Raw genomic sequence first — 23,425 nt, 5'->3', positions numbered from 1 at the left:
TCCGCCCTTAAGTTAAGATTTTGAAATGACTGAGGACACACTGAAATCAACTAAAGACGTCATTAAAGATTCTTCAAAATTTAATATTCTAAATGCGCCTAGGTCAATACCCCGATCTAAGTATACTTCTCCTTCATCAACGACACCCAACACTCCACCATTTACAAAATATGTCCCTGCATTGAGCCTTGGTTGGAACGTGAATTCTATTTGGAGCGTAGTGCCTGGATGAACTTTAGGAATTCCATTTCCAACAAGTTCCGTAGCGGCTCCGCCTAACTCCATTCCCGACCCCGTTTTTATTAACATTCCGAACCGAACATTGAAACACATCTCAGTGAATCTAACTGAATATTTCCAAATATAAGATTCTGTAGGAAGCAATAAATTTACTTTGTCGCCACTGAGACTAGTAATTTCTGCCCCAAATATTTCTGCGCCGCGTCTTTCATACTTCATTGTTACAGGGGGGACAAGATTGGGATCGAACGTAGCTTCACCGTGGACTTTTTTCTTGGACTCACCATGATGATTCATTTTAGATAAATCCTCATCTTGGTATTCTAAATTCTCATCAAATGAAGTGAGTAACTTTATTTCTTCTTTTATTTTTATTTTTTTCTCATTCGGTGCATAAATCAGTTTTTGATATAAGTTGACTATCTTGCTACTGTTATCGACCAATAGCAGTTCTCCTGAATCAAGTAAAGCAGCACGATCGCAGAGTTCGATGATTGTTGAACCAGAATGCGATACAAATAAAATTGTACCCCCATTTTGTTTAAATTCTTCAATTTTTGCAAAGCATTTTCTTTGAAATAATTCATCTCCTACAGCAAGTGCTTCATCAACAATTAGTATCTCCTTTGGAACTAGAGCTTGTACTGCAAAAGCTAGACGGACTGCCATTCCACTTGAATAAGTTTTCACTGGCTGATCAATAAAGTCACCAATGTTTGCAAACTCTACAATTTCAGCATATATATTTTCGATTTCTTTTTTGGTTAAACCAAGAATTGCACCGTTCATAAATATATTTTCTCTACCAGTAAACTCAGGATTAAATCCACTACCCAATTCAAGAAGTGCAGCCACCTTACCGTTTACCTGAACCTCTCCTACGGTAGGATTCAATGTTCCAGCAATAATTTGAAGTAACGTACTCTTACCTGAACCGTTCTGTCCAATAATTCCAAATGTTTCACCTTTAGCAATATCTAGATTAATATCTCTTAGAGCCTGGAATTCTCTGTGGTATTTGGATTTGTTTGTAATAATTTGTTTCAGCCTATCCTGCGGCTTATCGTATATTTTGAAAATTTTACTAACACCTTTAATACTAATAGCTGTCCGAGACAACTCAAAACCTCCTTTTCAAACTACAAAACGTCCGCAAACCCCTTGCGTGAACGTTCAAAAAATAAATATCCAAAAACAAAAATAGCTAAGGCAAAAGCCGTTTGGCAAGCTAGTATTCCCCATTGAGGGGAGAATCCAAATATAGTAATGTTCCGCATTTCCTCAATTACAAAACTAATTGGATTTAGAGTATAGATATATTGATATGTAGGAGGAATTACTGATTTCGGATAAAATATGGGGCTCAGCAGCATCAAAGCCTGTATAATAACCCCTATCAATTGACCGATATCTCGTAAATAGACCCCAAGTGCAGATAAAAACCAACTTAACCCTGCTATTAGTAGGAAATACGGGACCAAAACGACAACGACTAAGAAAGAACCAATATGAAATTGTGCGAACATTAAAAGTCCGATAAACAGAATAAGAAAACTAATCAGGAAATTAATAAATGAAGCTAGCAAAATTGTTATTGGCAATATCTCAAGTGGAAATACAACCTTTTTCACATAGTTGGAATGGTGAATAATAATCTGAGGGGCTCTGCTTAACGTTTCTCCGAAAAAATTATAAGTTGCTATACCGCAGAAAATAATTAAAGCAAAATCTAGCTTTGAGGAGCTAGTTACATTCCATTTCGCCTTAAAAATTTCGCTATAAACGTAAGTGTAAATGATCAACATTAAAAGAGGAGTAACAAATGACCAAATAATCCCCAGTAATGAGCCCTTGTATCTTAAGGATATATCACGAGCAGTAAACTGCTTTATTAATGATCTATGCGTCCATAAATTAATAAAAGGTTTCAAGAAAAACATCACATTAACTCCTATTCATTAAAGTAATACCTTATGTCCTATATTATAACTTCACTAAAATTTCACTTAAAAACAATTTTCTACCTAGGTGTCTTTCACAGTTCTCTCCTCAAATTATTCATATTGGGTTAATATCTTATTTCCCACCCACTCCCATCTATGCTAAAATAAAGTCGAACCTTAGCGAAAGAAGGAGACAATCTGCAATGAGTGCAAGTAAAAATGCCTACGCGGCGTCGCGTGCCAAAGCGAAGGGAACCGCGACAAAGACAGAGACGAGCTCTGTTATGTTTTGGCTGCTGATCATGTTCACGGGCTTGTTTATGTTCTGGGCGCCGTTTCAGCGAGCGTTGTTTAATGGCGGTACCTATGACTTCGAGCGGTCGATTTACTCGGCTTCGCTGTGGTCATCGATCATTTTGGTGCTCATCGCGATTCTAGCGTTTTTTGTGTTTAAGCTGCGAGAGAAGAAAGATATTCTGACGATCCTGGTCTTTATGATGCCTTTAACGTATGTCATTTCTTTGTCGAATGCAGCCTCGCACTATCTGGCAACAAATATGGTTTACATACAAATGCTGTATGCATCTTTCTTCATTCTAGGTGTATTTCTGACAAAAAACAAGCTTGGAACGACAATTCTTTCGACACTTTTCTTGGTAACTGGGTACTTCATTGTAGCATTCGGACTTTTGTACTGGTTAGGGAATGGCAACTTCGCCGGACATCTAGTCGGTTGGTTTGCGTTAATGGATTCAACGAACCCGAACTTGTATCGCGATGCGATTATGACAGACTCGAACGGTCTACGGTTGACGTCGGTGTTCCAATATGCGAATACGTATGCGGCGTTTCTCATCACGTTGTCGCTGTCATCCCTGTTCTATATCGTCAAGTCGAGCAAATGGTACATCGTAGCGCTCAATGCGTTCCTGATGGTGCCAACGCTCATCTCGTTCTGGTTGACGCTCTCCCGCGGCGCGATTGTGGTGATTCCGGCAGTCTTCCTGGTGATGTTGTTCTTCTTTAAAATCAGTCGGCAAATCGTATCACTCATCCAATTCGGACTGGCTTTTATCGCTTCGCTGGTCATCCTGCAAAAGGTGACGGACATCGGCATCGGCCTGCAAACCCAGCCGAGCGGTGCAGAATCCTGGCACGGTTGGTGGATTTTGCTGCTAGCCTCTCTGATCTATGCTGGCCTAGCCATCGTGATTCAGCGATTTGCAGCACCGTGGATTGAACGAATCACAGCCCGTTTCGACTCGAAGAAATATGCAACGTTCATTCTACCGATCGCTGCGATTGTCATTGGTGTAATTGGCGCAATTCTGATCCTCAGCGACACAGGCTTCAAAAACATTCTTCCAGACAACGTCAGAACGCGTGTCGAAAATATTAACTTCCAACAGCACTCCGTTCTGGAACGCGGAACCTTTTACAAAGACGCTGTGAAGCTGTGGAAGGACTACCCGGTTCTCGGAGCCGGTGGCGGAGCTTGGGCCGCGCTGTACGAGAAGTACCAGAACAACCCGTATACGTCCCGTCAAGCGCATAACTTTGCGCTGCAATATTTGGTTGAGGCCGGTGCGCTGGGCTTCCTAGCTTTTGTCGGTTTTGTCATTGCGGTGTTTGTGTTCTACATTCGAAGTTACATCCGAAGCTCGGCGGAGAAGCGCGATCTGCACTTCCTCTTTTTCATCGTAACGGTAGCTCTGCTGGCGCACAGTATGATTGACTTTGACCTCAGCTATGTGTATATGGGAGCGATCTTGTTCCTCGCGCTGGGCGGCATGCTGAGCAACAGTTCATCGTCTGAGTTAAAAATCAAGTCGAATTCGTTCGCGATCCACAAGTCATTCCCGCTTGCGATTGCGCTGCTTGGTCTGGTGATGTTTTTTATCTCGGCCAGAGTGCTTTCTGCGAACGGCGACTATAAAGAAACGCTCGACGTCATCAAAAAAAGCCAGGATTACAATCAAATCGTCGCTCCCTTAGACAAGGCGCTCTCCCTGCATCCTGGGCATCCGGACTATTTGTTAACGGGACAGGTTAGCCGAATTGGCATTCTCCTCCAGGTAGCGAATCAGATGCAAAAAGAAGATCCAACGAAACAAGAACCGTTCATGACGCAAGCGCAGACGCTGCTGGACGAGCTCATTAAGAAAGAGCCGCACAACCGATTTGCTGCGCTGCAGCAGCTCAACATGCTTCTCCTGAAAGGAGATAAGCAAAAAGCGCTGGACTGGGCGAATGCACAAATCCCGAACTACCCATGGTACACAGATATGTATGAGAAAAGCATCGGTCTGAATATCGACCTGGCGAATCAAGCCAAGGAAAAAGGCAATACGCAGGAGTACAACACACGCTTAGATAATGCGTTAGCGACGTATCAAGAAGTGCTCACTCGCATTGACTCGCTGAAAAATCTGCCGAAAGAGCAAGGCCAAGGCCGCGAGTTCGCGGTAACGCCTAGCATGGCGCTGTATGTTGGCCAAATCAAGTTCATGAAGGGCGACTACGCTGCCGCGGCGACAGAACTGCAACCGCACATTACGGACAACATGGACGACCAAACGAACCGTACGTTGGCCAGATGGTATCTAGCTGCTGTGCAGAAACAAGGCGGCAAGGATCAAGCGCTGCTTGATAAGCTGGTAGCCAAGGATCCGGCGGAAAAGCAAAACATCGATGCCATTCTTGCAACGAAGTTCTAAAGCGGCACCATTAGAAGTTCAAAAAACCATGCGAGCCCAAATGGGTTAGCATGGTTTTTTCATCATCACAGTCTCCGCTATTTATCGCAAAGAAGTCCCACTACACCTGCCCCCGCAGTCGATCCAGCCCCTGCAGCATCAGCTTCAGATGGCTCACCGTCATTCACCGCGCATCTCCCGCGATACAGCCAAATAAAACTGCTGCCATTCGCTAGGCAGGCTCTCCGTACCGGACAGCGGCTTCTCCGAAGGTCGAGGCGATGTCGGCTTCTTCTCACCTGTTTGCCACCCAACAGGCGTTTCAGCCTTAGGCGGCCTGCCTCTCTTTGGCTTCGCAGCATCGCTTGCCACCGCTCCGGTCTGTTTGATTCTCGCCATGTCCAACGCCCCCCTCTATCCCTCAATCCATTCCCGACGCAAGGCAAAAAGCTCGCGCAGCTCACCCGTCGACAGCTCGGTAATCCAGTTCTCGCCGCTGCCGACAATCTGATCGCTCAGGCCTTGCTTGCGCTCGATCATCTCGTCAATCCGCTCCTCCAGTGTGCCGAGCGTCACGAATTTGTGCACCTGCACATCGCGCGTCTGCCCGATGCGGAAAGCCCGGTCCGTGGCCTGATTCTCCACGGCCGGATTCCACCAGCGGTCGAAGTGGAACACGTGGTTCGCCGCTGTCAGGTTTAACCCCGTCCCTCCCGCTTTCAGCGAGAGGACGAAAACATGGCAGCGCTCCTCCGCAGGGAGCGCTTCATCCTGGAAGCGCGCGACTAACGCGTCGCGCTCCGCTTTGCCCAGGCCCCCGTGCAAGAACTGCACGGGCTCACCGAGCCGCTGCGCAAGCGAAGCTTGGAGCAGGCGGCCCATCTCGACGAACTGGGTGAAGAGGAGGCAGCTGCCTCCTTCGCTTCGGAGTTCGTCGACCATCTCCGCTAGGCGCTCGAGCTTGGCCGAGCGCCGCATCCAGGCCGCTGCGTCGCCGGCGGCGGCTCTGCCCCTTCCGACCTTGCGCACGCCTTCGGCGGCCTCCAAGGTCGTCTCTTTCAGCAGCAAAGCAGGGTGATCGCACACTTGCTTAAGCTTGGTCAGCGTGGCGAGAATGAGCCCCTTTTTCTCGAAACCGGTCAGTCCCTCGATTTTTTCCATCATCGATTGCGTTACTTGCTCGTATAAGGCTGCTTGCTCGGCTGTCAACTTGACAAACGCTTTGCCCTCATATTTATCAGGCAGATCGAGTTGAATCGCCGGATCTTTCTTCACCCGCCGCAGCAGGAAAGGGCGAATCAGTCTCTGCACCCGTGCAGACAACTCGGCTGCCCCCTCGCCTCCCCTTTCGATCGGCCCCACATACGCTTGTGTGAAGCGGCGCAGCGAACCGAAATACCCCGGGTTGATGAAGTCGAAAATCGACCACAACTCCGTCAACCGATTCTCAATCGGTGTGCCGGTCAAGGCGATGCGCTGATCCGCGGTCAGCCTGCGAATCGCTTGCGCTTGCTTCGTGTAGGCGTTCTTAATATTTTGCGCCTCGTCCAGACACAGCGCTTGCCACGAAACGCCCGCCAGCTCCTCTTCATCCAGCTGTGCGATGGTATACGTGGTCAAGACCACGTCCACGCCTGCCAAGGAGACGGGAAACGCCTCACCTTTGGCACGCTGAGGTCCATAGTGCAGATGAACGTGCAGTGACGGCGCAAAGCGCTCGAGCTCCTTTTGCCAGTTGCCGAGTACGGATGTCGGACAGATGAGCAGCGCAGGACCAGAGACCAGCTCGCCTTCTTCCCTCTTGCGCTTTCCAGCGCGAGCCAACCCCTTCCTCTCACCGCGTCCCCCCTTAACCTGAAGCAAATAGGCGATGAACTGAATCGTTTTGCCAAGCCCCATATCGTCCGCCAGGCAGCCGCCTAGCCCAAGCTCGCGCAAAAAGAGCAGCCAAGATGCCCCCTCAGCCTGATAGGGCCGAAGCTCGGCGTGCAAATCCGGGATCTCGGATTGAAGCGGAATCGTTTTTTTATGCTGAAGCTGCTTCATCAGGCCGCGCAAATGCTGATTCAGTTCAACCTGCACCTGCACCGCGTCGTCGCGCACTCCCTTGACTTCTGCAGCCGCGTCATCCTCCTCCGTCCTGCTCAGATGAAGCTCTAGCACATCCCGGAACGACAGCCCTTTCTTCTTCTCGATCTGCTGCATGGCGACCCGAATCTCCTCCAGCATCGCCGGGTCCAGCTGCACCCATCTGCCGCGGAGATAAATCAGGCGCTTCTTCTGCTCGGTCAGTTGCTGGAATTCCTCTTCAGACAGCTCTGCACCTCCGATTGCAATTCGCCAGTCGAACTGCATCAACTGATCGAGTCCGAACATCGTTTTGCGCGACTGTCCGACGGAATTTCTTAGCTTCGCTTTGAGCTGAGGCCTAATCGTACGCTTGACGTCCTCCCACCAGTGCGGCAAATACACCGAAACCCCGGCCGTCACAAGCCGCAGGCTCCATTCCGATAAGAACAGCCACGCTCCTTCGTCCGAAAGCTCCTCGAGCAGTTTCCCTGGTTGAAATCCGCTCTCCAGCTCGGGAATCATCCGCACAATCCGCTGCGTCTGCGCATGCAGCCTATCATAGATGTCTTCCTGCCATGCAGGGGGAAGCTGGCCCGTAAGCAGCTTACCACCGGCGGTGAATTCGACGATGCGGCCCGCATCTGTCCGATCCTGCACGATATAGCGCAGCCGCCAATCCGCTGCGTTATCGCGCTCCAGGGTTGTGCCATCAAGATAGGTTTCCGCATAAGGTTCAACCAATTGCACGCTTATTTGATAAGGAAGCGCATCCCGGCTGCTCAAACCGATCGCCTGCAGCCAATCCTCCTCTTGCATCCAGGCGCACTCTTGCTTAATCCTTTCAAAATCCGGATCGTCTACGCGAAGCAGCGCATACGTACGCCGGAGGCTTGCCCAATGCTCAGCAAGGCTGCTTGCCTCTGAAGAGAGCAGCTCGCTCAGCGCAGCACTGAACCACGCCTGCCAGAAGCTTTCCGGGAAAGCGCCTGCACTTATCTTTGCGAAAATCCCCTGCTCGTCTTCCGGCAGCCGCAGCTTCCAGCCATTTTTCCCTTCGAGCCAGTGCTCATAGGAAGGCACATACCACCCGGACGCCAAGGCTTGCTGGAGCAGTCCGGCCCCTTTTTGCAATTTCAGCGACTGCTCGTCCCACGTAATCTTACTGTGCAGAAGAACAGCGGGAGCGGCCAGATAGTCAACAGCCATCAGCGGAGACAAGATAACTGCGGGATGATAATCCGCCGTGCCGACTTCCAATCGGGTACCGTAAAAAGACCGCTCATGCCAAGCAAACAGTCCTTTTCTCAACATACTTTCAGGCACACTGTTCGCCTGTTCCGTTTCTCCGTAAATCGCAAAACTGCCGTCGGACAGCTGCATCACACGTGTATGAAAGGCTATTTGGATCATGGGAGCAACTTTCCTTTCTGCAATTCTTCCTGGAAGGCGCGATAGCGGGCATACCGATGGTTCAGCTGTTCCAGATAACCTTGAAAACGCGAGCTCTTTCTCAGCTCTCTATACGCGGCTTGCATTTTCTTTAGATATTTGATCGCTTGCTTGTAATCGGTACGATTCTTCCCTTGGACCAACGTCTCGACAGCTTGATGATAAATAGGAAGCAGCACACGCGCGTCCGCCTGTTCAACCCGCTTCATGGCTTTGGCATCGAGCTGATCAGGCAGCAGTCGAAGCAACAGAGCCAAATCCGCCCATCGCAGATAATCCTGTTTATCGAGCAAATACGCCGCATAATGCGAATAGCTGGCAGGCAGCATTTTCACATAGATGTCATTTATTTCTTGGTCTAACTGCCGATGATGAGCAGCTTCCTCCCACAAATCCAAATATTGGTCGAGATAAGTCCCGCCTGTCTCCCTTATGTCCGGAAGCAGCCATCTCAGCCATTTCACAAGACGGTCCCAATCCCCCCTATCAGCGAAAGCACTCAAATCTTCAAACCAATCCTCCGGCTGGACGGCAACCCCCGAAGTTTCAATCCGCTCCCATACATTCTCATCTTCCCCGGCCAGCATGTCCAAATGCGCAAGGCCCAGTACCGCCCATGCCTGCGCTGCGCTCGACTCGGAAGCTGCGGTAGCTGCCGCCCGAAGCCGCTCTCTCTCCAAATCCGCCAACGTTGTCACTTTGAAAAAACGCGACCATACCAGCTTATAGCAAGCAAATCGGCTTTTCCAATATCGTTCGGGCCCGTTCTCGCACAAATCAGCGGCCATTGCCGCCAGCGTCTTCAAATGTCCGGCATACGAAGCTTGCGCTTGCTCCACATCAAGACTATGCAGCGCAGCCTCCAATTGGTTTTGAGCATGACTTAATACCCGGTGCACGTAGTAACCTGCATTATAATCGTAATCGTACGTGTTCACCCGATCACCGGCCAGTTTGCCGCACAACTGTACGATATACAAAGCCACCTGACTATCGTAAAGCCCCCGAATGACAGGCGGCCAGCTATCCGCTTCGGCATGCAGCTCACGCCACGCGCGTTCACAAACTTCGATCACGCTGAACATGCTGAGGATCCTCGTCCGTCCGTATTGCTGGTCAAAATAAGCCTGCCACGTCTCACTCGGATCCGATGGCTGCGGACGGGTAATCACAGCTCCTGCAGCTGCGGATCGACGCTTTTCCTCTTTCGCTGCACCAATGGTTCCATCGCGAAGCGCCCCAGGCTCCACCCCGGACTGCTCGGCCAACTCAAAGAGCACCGCTGCCATGTGCTTGCAGTCCAGACCATACGGACAACTGCATGTACTGCGCTGAAAGCTCTGCATATCCAAGGTGACCCGGTACCAACTGCTAGACCCGGCCACCATTGCTTTTACAAGGGATGCCCCTTCCGTCGAGAGGTCCCTAACCCTGCCTTCTTTATAATACTTCCAACCTCGCGACGAAATCGTACTGTCAAAATAACTGCGAAAACGCCGATTCCAAAGCAGCCAATCGATCTCCACATCATGCATACACAAGTTCCTCTGACTTTCGACAAATTCTTTCTCTTATTATACTAGAAAAACACAGGATGGGCACACGCGTTCCACTATGACTGAAAAAGCCCCAAACGAATCATTCCGATTCGCCTGGGGCTGTCTGGGGCTGGCCGGCGCTTACTTGCGCAGCATGCCTTGGTGCGGATGCGGGTGCGTGCCGCAGTACTCATCCACTTCCGTACACGTGTAGACATGCTCATACACCGGTACGCAGTGATGGCGGTTCACAATTTGAATCGGGTGGATGACTTGCACCTTTTGCGGGTGATAGAAGTCTCTGACCACTCTTTCCGGATCCGTCATTATGGGATCAGCCGGTGGACACTGAAATTGTTTACCTTGGGTTGGTTGCGGTTGAAAAGCCATTATTGAAGTCAACTCCTCGTTAGGTTTGAGATAGTATACGTTTAACCAGGGGGCTCAGCGTGTACGTCCGCCCATTCTCGCAATAATTAGGCGGATGTGGATGGGCCAAGCAGGTAGATGTCCACACCTCTGAAGAAAGGCCAGGCTCTTAGGTGCGCGTAGTCCCTTTCAGTCCAGAGGACGGCTCCCTCGACTCAGACATGATATACTATAAGCAACGTTTATAAAGGAGGGTCTTTATGAAAAAGCTTCCGTTATCCCGTGACAGCGCCATCTTGCAGCCTTTGCAAGACATGACGTCCATCATGAGCCTGTTCCCCTGCTTTGCGGAACTCTCCGAACAAGATTGGCTGCTCGCGCAACAGGTTCGCGTCTCCCCCTCAACTCCGCATGAAATTGCAGAAGGGCACAGGCTGAGCCATGCGCTTTTTGTCGTGTCCGGTTCTGTCCGCATTTATAAAATCAACCCTGGCGGGCGGGAAGTCACCTTATATCGCGTCGGTCCCGGCGAATGCTGTGTACTCATGATCGCCAGCATCCTGGGAGAAACGGAATACGAAGCGTCCGTGCAGATCGAGACGGAGACAGAGGTGCTCCTTTTCCCCGTAACCGCTTTCCGGCAGTGGATGCATGCTTATCCTTCCTTTCGGCGCTCGATATATCGCCAGTTTACAGAACGCTTCATCCGCGTAACGAGCCTGCTTGAGCAAATCGCCTTCGGCTCCCTGCCTGAACGAGTAGCAGCGCATCTCTTCCACCGGCTTCCCAAGACCGAAGGTGCCACAGAAATCCGAGTCACACACGAACAGCTCGCCGTGGAGCTCGGTACAGCACGCGAAGTCGTCAGCCGCATTTTAAAAGAAATGGCAGCAACAGGCGCAATATCCCTCCACCGGGGTAAAATCAGCGTGCTGGATCAAGCGCAGCTTCACCGCTATTGCTCCCCTTTGTGACTTTATCACGGAAAGCCTCTCACTATCGCTGTAAACTGTAGTTGTTCATACAATTACGCGTTAGGGGAGGAATCGTTCAATGAGCCATTACTACAGCCGTGAGGATCTGGCTGCTATTCCGGAGCTCGTCAAGCAGGCTCCACAGGCGGCAACGTCTTTTTTTACCTTTGAAAAAGAAATCTATCATGCCGATGGCGCCGTCCCCCTTAAAACCAAGGAACTGCTTGCCATCGCAGTTGCCCATGTTACAGGCTGTCCGTACTGTATCGACACGCACGTGCAGCGGTATCGAGCCTTGGGCGGCACGATGGAGGAAGTCATGGAGGCCGTGCTTGTCGCAGCTTCTACGCAGGCTGGAGCCGTACTGAGCCATGCCACACAGGCGCTGGCCGCTTTCCAGCGCGCTGAACATAAGAGTGGCACCGACAAGACACCCGAATGCTTTTGCTAAAATGCCAAAACGACCCGACTCTACGCAAGTAGAATCCGGTCGTTCTTTGTTGAGAAGCCGCTTACGCCTCCGCACGCGGCACATGCAGCTTCGGAATCGGCACCTTCAACCAGTCCATATCCGAAGCCATATAAAAGCTCGTGTAACACGGCTGATTGTACACGACATTTTGCCAGGCGACGCCTGTTCGGTACTGCGCATCGTGCATGAGCGTATACAGCTTGCGGTCCGTCAGCTCCGTGCTGAGGTAAATGCGGATCGCCAAGCTGTCTGCCGTGCGAACCAGCAATTCCTCCCGCCAATCGCCGAACACATCGGCAACCAGGCAGGGATTACCCTTCGTGCCGTTATTGCTGCGTGTGCCTTCCGCCGTCAGCAGAACGCCGCGCTGCCAATCCTCAATCGTCACAGACCGCTCGAAGCTGCCGGAGAGGATCTGCGTCGTCATATCGCCCGACCATTGGATATTCATGTTCGTCCCTGGCACCTGCCGGGAGATCCGCTCCCCTGCGGCCGTCAGCAATCCGAACGCGTCATCGCTCGTGTAGCTCTCGCTGGCCCAGACCTGCAAGCCGCGCCGCGCAGGGTCTACCTGACCAACCATACCACGCCCGACATCCTCCGTGGCAAAACCGCCGAAAAGCACCTCACCGGTTGCTGCATCTCGCAGCGTGTACCCGTATGGCCCCCAGATGCCACTCTCATGCACCATGAAAATCTCAAGTCCAGGCCGATCCGGGTCAATATTCGCGACATGAAGCGCGTCGCCGTGACCGAGCTTGGCGGAGCGACCTGGCGCTGCGCTGCCTTCCGGGAGAACACCTCTGGAGCTGTACAGGATCGTGCCGTCGTGGTCGATCGTCGCCGCCCCGTAAATAATTTCGTCGCAGCCATCCCCATCGACATCCGCGATGCTGAGGGAATGCGCCCCCTGCTTCGCCAGGCTGCCATACAGCTCGCTGCGTCCATCCTCTTGCCTCAGCGTATCGTTGAACGGATTGTTCATCGGCACCCAACCGCTGTCCGTGTACCAGGTCTCCTGGAGCTGCGCCCCATTCCACGTATAGGCCGCCACCGCAGCCCGCGTGTAGTACCCGCGCGCAAAAATCGCATGCGGCTTGCAGCCATCGAGATAGGCCACACCGGCGAGGAATCGATCCACGCGGTTGCCCGGCTCGATGCGGTTCCAGGCATAATCGCCCCACATCAGCCCGTCATCGTGGCGTCCCGGCTTATACCTGACCGTTTGAAGTTCCGCGCCCGTCTCCCCCTCGAACACCGTCAAATATTCCGGCCCCGTGAGAATAAACCCCTCAAACGCGCGCAGCTTGTTTCGGCTGCTGCGGCTCGGTGCATAGACGTCGAAGAAATAATCTGCCAACTGCACAGCGTCCTCCCGGGACAGCGGATACGAATAGGCGGGTTCTATGCCAAAACATGCTTCCAGCGTTGCCGGCCAATGCCCAGCCGTCACTTCCTCATGCACGTTCCAGTCCATGAACATCTGCACTACATGCTCGTAATAATCCGAACTGCTCATCCGATAATCGTCGGCATGGCCGTATCCAGCCGCTAGATCCTCCTCGGGCATCGTAATATATCGCTCGGAAACCATCATGCCGTCGGAATCGTAAGCGATTGTTTTCGTACCCGGCGCTGTTTTGAGCATAACCTCCGCTTTCCCATCCCCATCCCAATCATACACAAGGAACTGCGTATAGTGAGCGCCTGCGCGAATGTTGACCCCGAGGTCAATCCGGTACAGCAACGTGCCGTCCAGCTTGTAGCAATCGAGGTATACGGGTCCCGTGTAGCCAATGTGCGAAACATCCTTGGAATTGGACGGTTCCCATTTGACGAAAAACTCATACTGACCGTCCCCATCCACATCCCCGACACTCATATCGTTGGCTGAGTATGTGTAGCTTTCGCCGCTTGGCGTCACGCCGTCTGCGGGCTTGCGCAGCGGAATTTCTATATAATCGCTCGCCCACGGCTTCACGTCTCTGCTGCGATCGATTTCCTGCCCTTGCTTCACAGCACAGACATAATAAACGGATCCAGCGCGCCCGCTGCGATCCAAATAATTCGTACTGTCTTCCACCATCGCAATCCAAACGCCGTCCCGGTACACATGGAAATCCACGCCTGTCATTCCGTGCGACGCAGCCCCCGTCACTTCCGTCCCCAGCAGCCGCCAGCTGAGAAAAATGCCTTCTGACGTAGCAGCCCCCACCAAACCACGGTCCAAATATTCCAGCTGCTTAGCAGCTTGCATCACGCCCTCGTGCAGTTTCCCTTCTCCTGTCTTCATCTGTTCGTCCTCCTGCCTGTAAAAGAAATCGCTATATGCTATCGCTCCTCTTACCATACCGGATCGACGGTTTGCCGGCATTAAGACATTTTTGCATGTATCCAGTTGTCCCATTATCGGTTATAATGATCTAGCGAAAAAAACAATTTCCGTAACAGAAGGAGAATGAAATTGAGCGAACAACTTTTGAAACAAATTATTTCCGAATTGCAAGAAATTAAAACTGAAGTTGCTGGACTTAAAACTGAAGTCGGAGGACTTAAAACCGAGCAACAAAATATGGGCGTGCGACTCGATCGCATGGAAACCGACATTACCGATATCAAAAAGGACACCTCATTAATCCCGTTCGTACAGAGAGCCGCGTTGGAAACCCACAGTGATAATCTAACAATGAAAGATCTCCAGCAAGAGCAACAAAAAATTCTAGAACGCCTGTCCTATCGTTCCGTTTCACAAGAAGCCGACATTGCGGAGCTTCGCCGTATTAAATAATGCAATGAAACCCTAGTCTGATCGAGCTTCCTCATCTGTACACCCCCTTCTCGGTTTCGCCGTTCTCATCACCCTCATTTGCTTGATGAACTACAGAATGCTTAATAAATATAATAGGCTTCTCACAGAGTTCAACTTGGACTCATGAGAAGCCTATTTTCATTCATATGGCCACAATGTGGTCAAAAGGAGATTCCTCCAAAGAGGAACCCTTGATGCAAAAGGCTTTTCAGCCTCTTACATCATGCCGCCCATACCACCCATGCCGCCCATATCAGGCATACCTGGTTTGTTTGGTTCTGGCTTATCAGCGATAACAGCTTCAGTTGTCAAGAACATTGCTGCAACGGATGCTGCGTTTTGAAGCGCGGAACGCGTTACTTTCGCAGGGTCAACGATACCAGCGTCGAACATGTTCACCCACTCGCCGGAAGCGGCGTTGTAGCCGATGCCGATTGCTTCGTTTTTCAAGCGCTCAACGATGACGGAGCCTTCTTGACCAGCGTTAGCCGCGATGGTGCGAACTGGCTCTTCCAGGGAGCGCAGGATGATGTTCACGCCTGTTTGCTCGTCAGCGGAAACCGCTTGTACTTTAGCAACTGCGTTGTATACGTTCACGAGAGCTGTACCGCCACCGGATACGATACCTTCTTCAACCGCTGCGCGAGTTGCGTTCAGAGCGTCTTCGATGCGAAGCTTGCGCTCTTTCAGCTCAGTTTCCGTCGCTGCGCCTACTTTGATAACCGCTACGCCGCCGGACAGTTTAGCCAAACGCTCTTGCAGTTTTTCTTTATCGAAATCGGAAGTTGTTTCTTCCAATTGTGCACGGATTTGTGTAACACGGGAGTTGATGTCCGCAGGGTTGCCTGCACCGTCAACAATGATTGTGTTTTCTTTGGTAATGCGGATTTGACGCGCGCTACCCAGTTGGTCAGGCGTTGTACCTTTCAGTTCCAAACCAAGCTCTTCCGTGATCACTTGACCGCCAGTCAGAGCCGCGATGTCGCCCAGCATAGCTTTACGACGATCACCAAAGCCAGGAGCTTTAACCGCTACGCAAGTGAACGTGCCGCGAAGTTTGTTCAATACAAGCGTTGCTTGTGCTTCGCCTTCAACGTCTTCTGCAATGATCAGAAGCTGTTTACCGGATTGAACCACTTTCTCAAGCACAGGCAGAATTTCTTGGATGTTGGAGATCTTTTTATCTGTGATCAAAATGTAAGGATTGTCAAGGACAGCTTCCATTTTGTCAGTGTCAGTTACCATGTAGTGGGAAGTGTACCCGCGGTCGAATTGCATACCTTCTACCACTTCAAGCTCTGTGTTGAAGCCTTTGGATTCTTCGACAGTGATAACGCCGTCTTTGCCCACTTTTTCCATCGCTTCAGCAATCAGCTCGCCAACTTCTTCGTCAGCTGCGGAAATTGCCGCAACTTGTGCAATGGATTGTTTGCCTTCGATTGGCTTCGCGATCGCTTGCAGTTCTTCAACTGCTGCTTTAACCGCTTTTTCGATCCCTTTGCGGATGACCATTGGGTTCGCGCCAGCTGTTACGTTTTTCAAGCCTTCGCGAATCATCGCTTGAGCAAGAACCGTAGCGGTTGTTGTACCGTCACCAGCGATATCGTTGGTTTTTGTAGCAACTTCTTTAACCAGTTGAGCACCCATGTTCTCGAATGCATCTTCCAGTTCGATTTCTTTCGCAATCGTTACACCGTCGTTTGTGATCAACGGGGAACCGAATTTTTTCTCAAGAACAACGTTGCGGCCTTTTGGACCCAAAGTTACTTTAACTGCATTTGCCAAAGCGTCAACCCCGCGAAGCATGGAGCGGCGGGCTTCTTCGCTAAATTTAATCTCTTTTGCCATGATAGGAAACCTCCTCTAATATGAACCTGTAAGTATGAAGTAAATGTGTTGCCGATCTATGTGCTGCTCTAAAATTAGGCTAAAACAGCGAGGATATCGCTCTCGCGCAAGATCAACAGTTCACGGCCGTCGTATTTCACTTCAGTTCCTGCGTATTTGGAGAAAATGATGCGGTCGCCTTCTTGCACTTCAAGAGGAACACGAACGCCATCTTTCAACGCGCCGGAGCCAACAGCGACAACTTTACCTTCTTGTGGTTTTTCTTTCGCTGTATCTGGCAGCACGATGCCACTTGCTGTAGTCTCCTCTTTCGCAACGGCTTCAATGATAACTCGATCACCTAACGGTCTGATCATGGAAAAATAGCCTCCTTTAGAAAATTGTTTCGGTTATGTTTCGTTTTATTAGCACTCGAATGTGTTTAGTGCTAACAACATCTCTAATGATACTCATTCTGGGAGTAATTTGCAAGTCCTTTTACACAATTTCCATTGATTCCGGACACCCCCTCATTCTATCCAAATGATTGGCAAATATTCCCGGATCCATAAAAAATAGCCTGTTCGAACGAACAGACCATTTTAACCCAACCTTCGCTTATTTCGCACCGTATTCCAGTTCCCATGCTGCATCCTTCGCAAGCTGCTTCCGATAGATCAGCCCCGACATAAAGACGCTGAACTCATATAAAATAACAAGCGGAATCGAGACCAGGATTGCCGAAATGGCATCTGGAGGCGTAATCACCGTCGCCAAAACAACCATCAGCATATAGGCGTAGCGTCTCATTTTGTGCAGACGTTTCGGATTCAGCAGCCGGATTTTCGTCAGGAACATTACGACGATCGGCATCTCAAACACACATGCGAGCGGAAGAACAATATTGAACATGAAGGTAAAATATTGCGCGGCGCCATACATCTCATTAATATCGAGGCTCTTGCTGATCGAAGATGTGAAGTAGAAGGCCATAGGAAATACGACAAAATAGCCGAACGCGAGACCAAGAATAAAAAGGCCGAACGCATACGGCACATACAGCACCGAAGCTTTTTGCTCTTCTTCCCGAAGGCCCGGCTTCACGAACGCCCACACATGATACATGATAACAGGCAGCGTAATTAAAAGGCCGACGGCAAGCCCAAAATTCATATACAGCCGCAGCGCGTCCCAAGGTGAGAACACGTTCCAGCTGATTCCGTTCGCCGGGGGGATGCTCTTCAAATACCGGATGATCGGCCTTGCGGCAATAAGACCCGCGACCATTCCGATGATCAACACGAGCAGCACCCACATAATTCGCTTGCGCAGCTCGGTGAGATGCTCGACAAGCGACATTTCTTCGGTCGTTGACATGCTACACCTACTTTACGGGAGGATAATGGTAAAAATTAATCCGGCAGACGCTTGGTTGAAGCACTCTCGTCTGGCTGCGGAGATGATGCCGCAGCAACGGTCGGCTTCGCCTCACCGCCGGCCTCCCCTTGCACCCGAACGACGCTTTTCTTCGTGACAAAAGCGACTGCAGCCGCCTTCGGCGCCTCCACCGTGACCGGGGTCACCGGGTCAGGCGCGAGCGCCGCAGTTTCCACTGCGGCAGCAGTTGGGCTGACCGCAGCCGGCACCTCAACGACAGCCGGTACTGACACCTCAGTCCCAGCCGCTGATTCCACGACAGAAGCCTCTACCGGAGCAGCGGTCTCCGCCTTCACCGCAGGAGCCGCAGGCTTCTTCGGCTCCTCCAGCGGCTGCTTCACCTCTTGCAGCAGCCCGCCCGTGAGTTGCTTGAACTCGCGGAGCGTCTTGCCGAGCATACGTCCGATCTCGGGGAGCTTCTGCGGTCCGAAAATGACCAGCGCCACGACGGCGATCAGCAGCAGCTCCGAAAAACCAATATTTTGAAACATGGACCTTCAACTCCATCCAATTTTGAAACTTAGACTGTGCCGAAATAGAGTACCGTCAATTTCCCTCGCAGCCCTACCTAGCACTGATAAAAGCCGCCGTACCCCATCTCCGTAATGTCGCTGCGCACGATTTCTTCGCCTGCGCAGATGCGCGGCAGCAGCACGTCAAACGACGTGTACGGGTCGTGCATCACGCACCCCGGCAGCCCCATGATCGGCGTATCGCCAAGGTACGCGATCATGAGCATCGAGCCCGGCAGCATCGGCGTGCCGTAGCTGACCACGCGGGCGCCAGCCTGCTTGATCGCGCCCGGCGTGCGGTCGTCCGGGTCCACGGACATGCCGCCCGTGACCAGGATCAGATCCACGCCAAGCGCCTGCAGCGCGTGGATCTCGCCCACAATCGTTTCGCTGTCGTCCGGCGCGAAACGCTGCTCCACCACCGAGGAGCCGAGCTGTGCCAGCTTCTCCTTCACGACCGGGCCGAATTTATCCTGAATTCGGCCCTTGTACACCTCGCTGCCCGTCGTGATCACACCGACGCGAAGCGAGCGAAACGACTTCACCTCAAGCAAGGTGAAGCCCGCTTCACGCCTGGCCTGCGCCAAGCGCTCGACCTCCACAACCTTCGCTTCCTCTACAATCAGCGGGATCACCCGCGTGCCGATCAAGGAAGCGCCTGCTTTCACGACCGTGTTGCTCCAAATCGTCGACAACACGATCTCATCGATCGCGTTCACACTGTCCACGAACGCCTTATCGATTTTGACCAAGCCGTGGATCGGCGACTTCACATTCACTTTGCCCTCGTGCGGCTCGGTGAGCACTAGCGAGGCGCTGTCGCCCGCAATCGCGCGCGCCATGCGCAGCGCCGCCTCGTCCTCATGGAGATAGCCCGGCTGCAGCTCCATCGCGTAGATGTGCTCCTTGCCGATGCTCAGGAGCGCAGGGATGTCCGCTTCCGTGACCTGATGCCCTTTGCGGAAGAGGCGGCCTTTGAATTCCCCGGGCAATATTTGCGTCAAGTCATGCGGCAGAATCATGCCGATCGCATCTTCCACCTTGACCTCACGCAGCATCGTGTCTTTGTAGCTCACCCGTGATCGCCTTCTTTGCCGGTCAGAATACCGAGCGCATGCGGGAGCTGGTCGATAATCGCCATCAGATTTTCCTGCACACCTTTCGGGCTGCCAGGCAAATTAATGATCAGCGTGCGCCCACGTATGCCGGAAACGGCCCGCGAAAGCATCGCTTTGCGCGTCTTCTGCATCGAGGTCATCCGCATCGCTTCCGCGAAGCCTGGCGCGACCCGGTCGATGACGTTCAGCGTCGCCTCCGGCGTCACGTCCCGCGCCGCGAGTCCCGTTCCCCCCGTCGTGAGGATCAAGTCGGCTTGATAATAATCGGTCATCTCTATGAGAGATGCCATAATTTCGTCCATCTCGTCCGGCACAACCCGGTACTCGATGATTTCGCCTTGCATTTCCTCTTCAATCAACTCGCGGATTACCTGAGCGCTGGTATCTTCTCGTTCTCCTCGGTAACCGCGGTCACTGGCTGTCAGAATCGCAACTTTCCAGTGCATCCTTCGTCACCTCTCCCTTTTGAACCGAATGGAATCCCCTTCGTTGGTTACACGTCTTGCCTATGAAAATCCCCGTTCTTCCCACCCGTTTTACTCACGAGCATCGTCGAGGCAATGATCATATCCTTCTCGGCCGCCTTGCACATATCGTACACCGTCAAAGCCGCGGCGGAAACCGCCGTCAGCGCCTCCATCTCCACCCCCGTCGGACCGGTTGTCCGAACCGTCGCTTCGATGTACAGCTCATTCACACCATTGTCCGTGAACTGAATGTCGATGCCGGTCAGCGCAATCGGATGACACATCGGAATCCAGTCCGACGTCTTCTTGGCGGCCATAATGCCGGCGACCTGCGCAACCGCGAGAACGTCGCCTTTTTTCATTTTGCCTTCCTTGATCAGGGTCAAGGTTGCTACCTTCATGATCAGCGCAGCCCGCGCCGTTGCGGTACGTTTGGTTTCACTTTTGTCCGAAACATCCACCATACGCGCGCGGCCTTGCTCATTAAAATGCGTCAGCGGTGACGATTCTGCCATACAATCACCCCTTCTTAAAAATCAGCTTACTCTCCGTCACGATCCCGTCCACTCGAAAATCATGCCAGGACGAAGGCACCGAAGGAATCAACTGCTTATCGAACGCAGCCGCAATCGAAAACGGGCGTTCCAGCCCCCGTGCCGCGAACAACTGCATAAACCGGTCATAGAAACCTCCGCCATACCCCAGCCGTCCGAAATCCATATCAAAAGCAAGTCCAGGCACGAGAATCATCGAAATGGTCGACAGATCCTCCTCGATCGGCACATCCCCGCGCGGCTCGCGAATCCCGTACGCTCCGCTTTCCAGATCCTCATACCGGGAGATAATATGCAGATTCATCGTTTTCGTATTCTCTACTACTTTCGGGATGAGCACCCGGATTCCCTGCTGCCAGCACCATTCCATCAGCGGCGCAACATCCGGCTCCGTTCGAAACGGCATATAGCTGAGCAGTGTGGGCTTCCGGCCCGCCATTTGTTCATCAGCCTGCAGAAGCCTGTCCTTACACAGCTTGATCAAGCGTTCATTTATGCGTATCTGCTTCTCATCCCGCACATTGTTCATGATAGAAGCGCGCTTTTGTTCCATTTCTTTGCGTAGAGCAATTTTCCTCTCTCTAATGTTCATCATCGTTACAGCCCTTCCTGCCTAGGAGTGGTTTCCCCCATTTTAACATAAAAAAAGTAAAAATCGATACTGCGCCCGCCGCTCGCCCTCGTTCACGGAAATTAACAAGGCATTGCGCTCTTTCCTAGTGTATACTAATGATTTGATGGTATCACGAAAATGGTCAATTCGTGAAATTTCACTTTCTTTCATTAAAAATGCAATTGCTCAGGAGGCCTTCCAATCATGCTATTACAGGTTTCAAACGTTTCCAAAAGCTACGGAGTCCGCTCCGTTCTTTCCAATATAACGCTTCAAATTGAAAATCGGGAGCGTATCGGCCTCGTCGGTGTCAACGGCGCAGGCAAATCGACGCTCCTGCAAATTATTGCGGGCGAGATGTCGCATGATAGCGGCGATATTTTCAAAGCGAAAGAAACAAAGATCGGCTACCTCAAGCAGAACAGCGGCCTTCACACGGATAAAACGATTTGGGACGAGCTGCTGAGCGTGTTCAGCTCTTTGCTCGAAGCGGAGAAGGAGCTCCGCGCGCTGGAGGCGCAAATGGCGGATCCGGCGCTGATGGCCGACGAGAAAAAATATGAAACTACGATGAACCGCTATGCTCAGCGCTCCGAATGGTTCCGCGAGCAGGGCGGCTACGAAATCGAGGCCAAAATCCGCGGCATCCTGCACGGCATGGGCTTCGGCAGCTTTCCGCCGGACACGCTGGTGAACACACTGAGCGGTGGACAGAAGACAAGGCTCGCCCTCGCCAAAATGCTGCTCGAAGAACCCGATCTGCTCATGCTGGACGAACCGACGAACCATCTCGACATTGCCACGCTCACTTGGCTCGAGGGCTATCTGCGTGGCTATCCCGGCTCGATACTCGTTGTATCTCACGACCGCTACTTCCTTGATGCGTTGGTCACCGCGATTTATGAAATTGAACGGCACGCCTCAAGGCGATATACCGGCAATTACACGCGCTTTGTCGAGATTAAAGAAGCGAACTACGACATCGAGCTGAAGCAGTATGAAAAACAGCAGGAAGAGATTTCGAAGCTGGAGGATTTCGTGCAGCGCAACATTGTGCGCGCGTCCACGACCAAGCGGGCGCAGTCCCGCCGCAAGCAGCTTGAGAAAATGGACCGCCTGGACAAGCCGTTAGGCGATTTGAAGCGCGCGTCATTTTCTTTTGAAATTGAACAAACGTCCGGCAAAGAAGTGCTGCAAGTCGACCGGCTGAGCATCTCTTACGATGGCAAGAACCGCCTGCTCGATGGCGTTTCTTTCGGTCTTCGCCGCTCGGAGACGGCAGCTTTGATCGGGCCGAACGGGATCGGCAAGTCAACGCTGCTCAAAACCTTAATCGGCCAGCACCAACCCGACGCAGGCACGTTCAAGTGGGGCACCGGCGTGACGATCGGCTATTACGACCAAGAGCAGACCGGGCTGAATAAAAACAATACCGTACTCGAAGAGGTATGGAACACGTACCCCCATCTCGAGGAAGCGCGAATTCGCACCGTGCTGGGGAACTTCCTTTTTAGCGGGGAGGAAGTGTTCAAGAAGATCGCAGCCCTAAGCGGCGGCGAGAAAGCGCGAGTTGCGCTGGCGAAGCTGATGCTGCAGAAGGCGAACGTACTCATTCTGGACGAGCCGACGAACCATTTGGACCTCTACAGCAAAGAAGTGCTGGAGTCCGCGCTCATGGATTACGAGGGGACGCTGCTGTTCATCTCGCATGACCGTTACTTTTTGAATAAGATGGCGGAAAGCATGCTCGATTTGCAAAAGGACGGCTTGACCGCCTACCTCGGCAACTACGACGATTATATGGAGAAAAAAGCGGAGATCGCCGAAATGGAGGCGCAGCGACTGGCGACAGAAGCAGCGAAGAAAGCGGCGTCCGGCAGTTCGGGCGGGAAAGTTGATGCTTCGGCTAGCGCGAAGTCTGATCCAGCTGGCGGCGGCAGCTATGAAGCCGACAAACAGGCGAAGCGCGAGGAGCGCAACCGCCAGCGCAGACTCGAACAACTTGAGCAGGACATTGCGCGGCTGGAGGACGAGATCACAGCTTTGGAGGCGGAGCTCGCCGATCCGGCTGTGTATAACAATTACGTCATCGTGCAGGAGAAGACCGCGGAAGTGGATAACCGCAAAGAAGCGCTCGCCGCTTGTTATGAGGAATGGGAAGTTCTTTTGGCTTAAAAAAAAGATGAGGCTCGCACAGGTTGCTGTGCGGGCTTTTTGGTGTCGTGTTTGGCGCACTGTTGTCGCAGCGGGCGACTCGTAAACGCACAGTGGCAGGTACTCGCCGAATTCATTCCGTGTCGTTAAACGTCCACCGCGTTAAAGTTCAGGAATTTGCGA

At 52.0% G+C, this 23,425-nt stretch carries 20 protein-coding genes; 5 read left to right on the top strand and 15 right to left on the bottom strand.

Annotated elements, in window-relative coordinates; genetic code table 11:
- Positions 1-12: 12 nt before the first annotated feature.
- The gene (locus tag ABE504_RS01475; protein ID WP_430083476.1) at positions 13-1,359 is read right to left on the bottom strand and encodes an ABC transporter ATP-binding protein; all 1,347 of its coding nucleotides are present in this window, start codon (positions 1,357-1,359) and stop codon (positions 13-15) included.
- 20 nt (positions 1,360-1,379) lie between these two features.
- Positions 1,380-2,180, bottom strand: a complete 801-nt coding sequence (locus ABE504_RS01470; RefSeq protein ID WP_430083473.1) for an ABC transporter permease — start codon at positions 2,178-2,180, stop codon at positions 1,380-1,382.
- 206 nt (positions 2,181-2,386) lie between these two features.
- Between ABE504_RS01470 and ABE504_RS01465 the strand changes: the two genes are divergently transcribed.
- Positions 2,387-4,900 carry an O-antigen ligase family protein gene (locus tag ABE504_RS01465; protein ID WP_430083471.1) on the top strand — a complete coding sequence of 838 codons (2,514 nt, stop codon included), beginning with the start codon at positions 2,387-2,389 and terminating at the stop codon, positions 4,898-4,900.
- 159 nt (positions 4,901-5,059) lie between these two features.
- Here the strand turns inward: ABE504_RS01465 and ABE504_RS01460 are convergent, their stop codons facing one another.
- The 4 genes from ABE504_RS01460 to ABE504_RS01445 all read right to left on the bottom strand — a co-directional run bounded on the left by ABE504_RS01460 (position 5,060) and on the right by ABE504_RS01445 (position 10,326).
- The gene (locus ABE504_RS01460; protein ID WP_430083468.1) at positions 5,060-5,278 is read right to left on the bottom strand and encodes a hypothetical protein; all 219 of its coding nucleotides are present in this window, start codon (positions 5,276-5,278) and stop codon (positions 5,060-5,062) included.
- A 15-nt stretch (positions 5,279-5,293) separates the two neighbouring features.
- Positions 5,294-8,359 (bottom strand): DEAD/DEAH box helicase, encoded by a 3,066-nt coding sequence (locus ABE504_RS01455; protein WP_430083465.1) that lies wholly within the window; start codon positions 8,357-8,359, stop codon positions 5,294-5,296.
- Positions 8,356-9,933 carry an SWIM zinc finger family protein gene (locus tag ABE504_RS01450; RefSeq protein ID WP_430083462.1) on the bottom strand — a complete coding sequence of 526 codons (1,578 nt, stop codon included), beginning with the start codon at positions 9,931-9,933 and terminating at the stop codon, positions 8,356-8,358. The genes ABE504_RS01455 and ABE504_RS01450 overlap by 4 nt, the downstream gene beginning before the upstream one ends.
- 144 nt (positions 9,934-10,077) lie before the next feature.
- Positions 10,078-10,326, bottom strand: a complete 249-nt coding sequence (locus tag ABE504_RS01445) for a hypothetical protein (RefSeq protein WP_430083459.1) — start codon at positions 10,324-10,326, stop codon at positions 10,078-10,080.
- 239 nt (positions 10,327-10,565) lie between these two features.
- Between ABE504_RS01445 and ABE504_RS01440 the strand changes: the two genes are divergently transcribed.
- A complete protein-coding gene (locus ABE504_RS01440; RefSeq protein ID WP_430083458.1) occupies positions 10,566-11,279 on the top strand; it encodes a Crp/Fnr family transcriptional regulator in 714 nt (237 codons plus the stop codon).
- A 79-nt stretch (positions 11,280-11,358) separates the two neighbouring features.
- Positions 11,359-11,730, top strand: coding sequence for a carboxymuconolactone decarboxylase family protein (locus ABE504_RS01435; RefSeq protein ID WP_430083457.1), 372 nt, complete (start codon positions 11,359-11,361; stop codon positions 11,728-11,730).
- 61 nt (positions 11,731-11,791) lie between these two features.
- Here the strand turns inward: ABE504_RS01435 and ABE504_RS01430 are convergent, their stop codons facing one another.
- Complete coding sequence (locus ABE504_RS01430) at positions 11,792-14,044, bottom strand: rhamnogalacturonan lyase (RefSeq protein WP_430083456.1); 2,253 nt, start codon at positions 14,042-14,044, stop codon at positions 11,792-11,794.
- A 171-nt stretch (positions 14,045-14,215) separates the two neighbouring features.
- On the opposite strand from ABE504_RS01430, the gene ABE504_RS01425 reads away from it, so the two are divergent.
- Positions 14,216-14,539: a hypothetical protein gene (locus ABE504_RS01425; RefSeq protein WP_430083454.1), complete on the top strand. Its 324-nt coding sequence runs from the start codon at positions 14,216-14,218 to the stop codon at positions 14,537-14,539.
- A gap of 237 nt (positions 14,540-14,776) precedes the next feature.
- Here the strand turns inward: ABE504_RS01425 and groL are convergent, their stop codons facing one another.
- The 8 genes from groL to ABE504_RS01385 all read right to left on the bottom strand — a co-directional run bounded on the left by groL (position 14,777) and on the right by ABE504_RS01385 (position 21,070).
- A complete protein-coding gene (gene groL / locus ABE504_RS01420; RefSeq protein WP_430083451.1) occupies positions 14,777-16,408 on the bottom strand; it encodes a chaperonin GroEL in 1,632 nt (543 codons plus the stop codon).
- Positions 16,409-16,482: 74 nt separating this feature from the next.
- The gene (groES, locus tag ABE504_RS01415) at positions 16,483-16,764 is read right to left on the bottom strand and encodes a co-chaperone GroES (RefSeq protein WP_430083448.1); all 282 of its coding nucleotides are present in this window, start codon (positions 16,762-16,764) and stop codon (positions 16,483-16,485) included.
- 241 nt (positions 16,765-17,005) lie between these two features.
- Complete coding sequence (gene tatC / locus ABE504_RS01410; RefSeq protein ID WP_430083445.1) at positions 17,006-17,764, bottom strand: twin-arginine translocase subunit TatC; 759 nt, start codon at positions 17,762-17,764, stop codon at positions 17,006-17,008.
- A 35-nt stretch (positions 17,765-17,799) separates the two neighbouring features.
- Complete coding sequence (gene tatA / locus ABE504_RS01405; protein WP_430083442.1) at positions 17,800-18,315, bottom strand: twin-arginine translocase TatA/TatE family subunit; 516 nt, start codon at positions 18,313-18,315, stop codon at positions 17,800-17,802.
- A gap of 77 nt (positions 18,316-18,392) precedes the next feature.
- Positions 18,393-19,394: a molybdopterin-binding protein gene (locus ABE504_RS01400; protein WP_430084725.1), complete on the bottom strand. Its 1,002-nt coding sequence runs from the start codon at positions 19,392-19,394 to the stop codon at positions 18,393-18,395.
- A 14-nt stretch (positions 19,395-19,408) separates the two neighbouring features.
- Positions 19,409-19,900, bottom strand: coding sequence for a MogA/MoaB family molybdenum cofactor biosynthesis protein (locus ABE504_RS01395; RefSeq protein WP_126142816.1), 492 nt, complete (start codon positions 19,898-19,900; stop codon positions 19,409-19,411).
- A 47-nt stretch (positions 19,901-19,947) separates the two neighbouring features.
- Positions 19,948-20,436, bottom strand: a complete 489-nt coding sequence (gene moaC / locus ABE504_RS01390) for a cyclic pyranopterin monophosphate synthase MoaC (protein ID WP_430083439.1) — start codon at positions 20,434-20,436, stop codon at positions 19,948-19,950.
- 4 nt (positions 20,437-20,440) lie between these two features.
- A complete protein-coding gene (locus ABE504_RS01385; protein ID WP_430083437.1) occupies positions 20,441-21,070 on the bottom strand; it encodes a 5-formyltetrahydrofolate cyclo-ligase in 630 nt (209 codons plus the stop codon).
- A gap of 222 nt (positions 21,071-21,292) precedes the next feature.
- Between ABE504_RS01385 and ABE504_RS01380 the strand changes: the two genes are divergently transcribed.
- Positions 21,293-23,263, top strand: a complete 1,971-nt coding sequence (locus ABE504_RS01380; protein ID WP_430083434.1) for an ABC-F family ATP-binding cassette domain-containing protein — start codon at positions 21,293-21,295, stop codon at positions 23,261-23,263.
- Positions 23,264-23,425 lie beyond the last annotated feature (162 nt).

It is taken from the genome of Paenibacillus oryzisoli, assembly GCF_050467285.1.
GTDB classification, from domain to species: domain Bacteria; phylum Bacillota; class Bacilli; order Paenibacillales; family NBRC-103111; genus Paenibacillus_E; species Paenibacillus_E oryzisoli_A.
Note: the sequence above shows the minus strand (reverse complement) of the source record. Positions and strands in the feature narration are given on the sequence as shown.

What these genes read in the sequence shown, in the direction of transcription:
- ABE504_RS01470 (WP_430083473.1), bottom strand. Translation starts at nt 2,180, where the DNA reads ATGTTTTTCTTGAAACCTTTTATTAATTTATGGACGCATAGATCATTA.
- ABE504_RS01465 (WP_430083471.1), top strand. Translation starts at nt 2,387, where the DNA reads ATGAGTGCAAGTAAAAATGCCTACGCGGCGTCGCGTGCCAAAGCGAAG.
- ABE504_RS01460 (WP_430083468.1), bottom strand. Translation starts at nt 5,278, where the DNA reads ATGGCGAGAATCAAACAGACCGGAGCGGTGGCAAGCGATGCTGCGAAG.
- ABE504_RS01455 (WP_430083465.1), bottom strand. Translation starts at nt 8,359, where the DNA reads ATGATCCAAATAGCCTTTCATACACGTGTGATGCAGCTGTCCGACGGC.
- ABE504_RS01450 (WP_430083462.1), bottom strand. Translation starts at nt 9,933, where the DNA reads ATGCATGATGTGGAGATCGATTGGCTGCTTTGGAATCGGCGTTTTCGC.
- ABE504_RS01445 (WP_430083459.1), bottom strand. Translation starts at nt 10,326, where the DNA reads ATGGCTTTTCAACCGCAACCAACCCAAGGTAAACAATTTCAGTGTCCA.
- ABE504_RS01440 (WP_430083458.1), top strand. Translation starts at nt 10,566, where the DNA reads ATGAAAAAGCTTCCGTTATCCCGTGACAGCGCCATCTTGCAGCCTTTG.
- ABE504_RS01435 (WP_430083457.1), top strand. Translation starts at nt 11,359, where the DNA reads ATGAGCCATTACTACAGCCGTGAGGATCTGGCTGCTATTCCGGAGCTC.
- ABE504_RS01430 (WP_430083456.1), bottom strand. Translation starts at nt 14,044, where the DNA reads ATGAAGACAGGAGAAGGGAAACTGCACGAGGGCGTGATGCAAGCTGCT.
- groL (WP_430083451.1), bottom strand. Translation starts at nt 16,408, where the DNA reads ATGGCAAAAGAGATTAAATTTAGCGAAGAAGCCCGCCGCTCCATGCTT.
- groES (WP_430083448.1), bottom strand. Translation starts at nt 16,764, where the DNA reads ATGATCAGACCGTTAGGTGATCGAGTTATCATTGAAGCCGTTGCGAAA.
- tatC (WP_430083445.1), bottom strand. Translation starts at nt 17,764, where the DNA reads ATGTCAACGACCGAAGAAATGTCGCTTGTCGAGCATCTCACCGAGCTG.
- tatA (WP_430083442.1), bottom strand. Translation starts at nt 18,315, where the DNA reads ATGTTTCAAAATATTGGTTTTTCGGAGCTGCTGCTGATCGCCGTCGTG.
- ABE504_RS01400 (WP_430084725.1), bottom strand. Translation starts at nt 19,394, where the DNA reads ATGCTGCGTGAGGTCAAGGTGGAAGATGCGATCGGCATGATTCTGCCG.
- ABE504_RS01395 (WP_126142816.1), bottom strand. Translation starts at nt 19,900, where the DNA reads ATGCACTGGAAAGTTGCGATTCTGACAGCCAGTGACCGCGGTTACCGA.
- moaC (WP_430083439.1), bottom strand. Translation starts at nt 20,436, where the DNA reads ATGGCAGAATCGTCACCGCTGACGCATTTTAATGAGCAAGGCCGCGCG.
- ABE504_RS01385 (WP_430083437.1), bottom strand. Translation starts at nt 21,070, where the DNA reads ATGATGAACATTAGAGAGAGGAAAATTGCTCTACGCAAAGAAATGGAA.
- ABE504_RS01380 (WP_430083434.1), top strand. Translation starts at nt 21,293, where the DNA reads ATGCTATTACAGGTTTCAAACGTTTCCAAAAGCTACGGAGTCCGCTCC.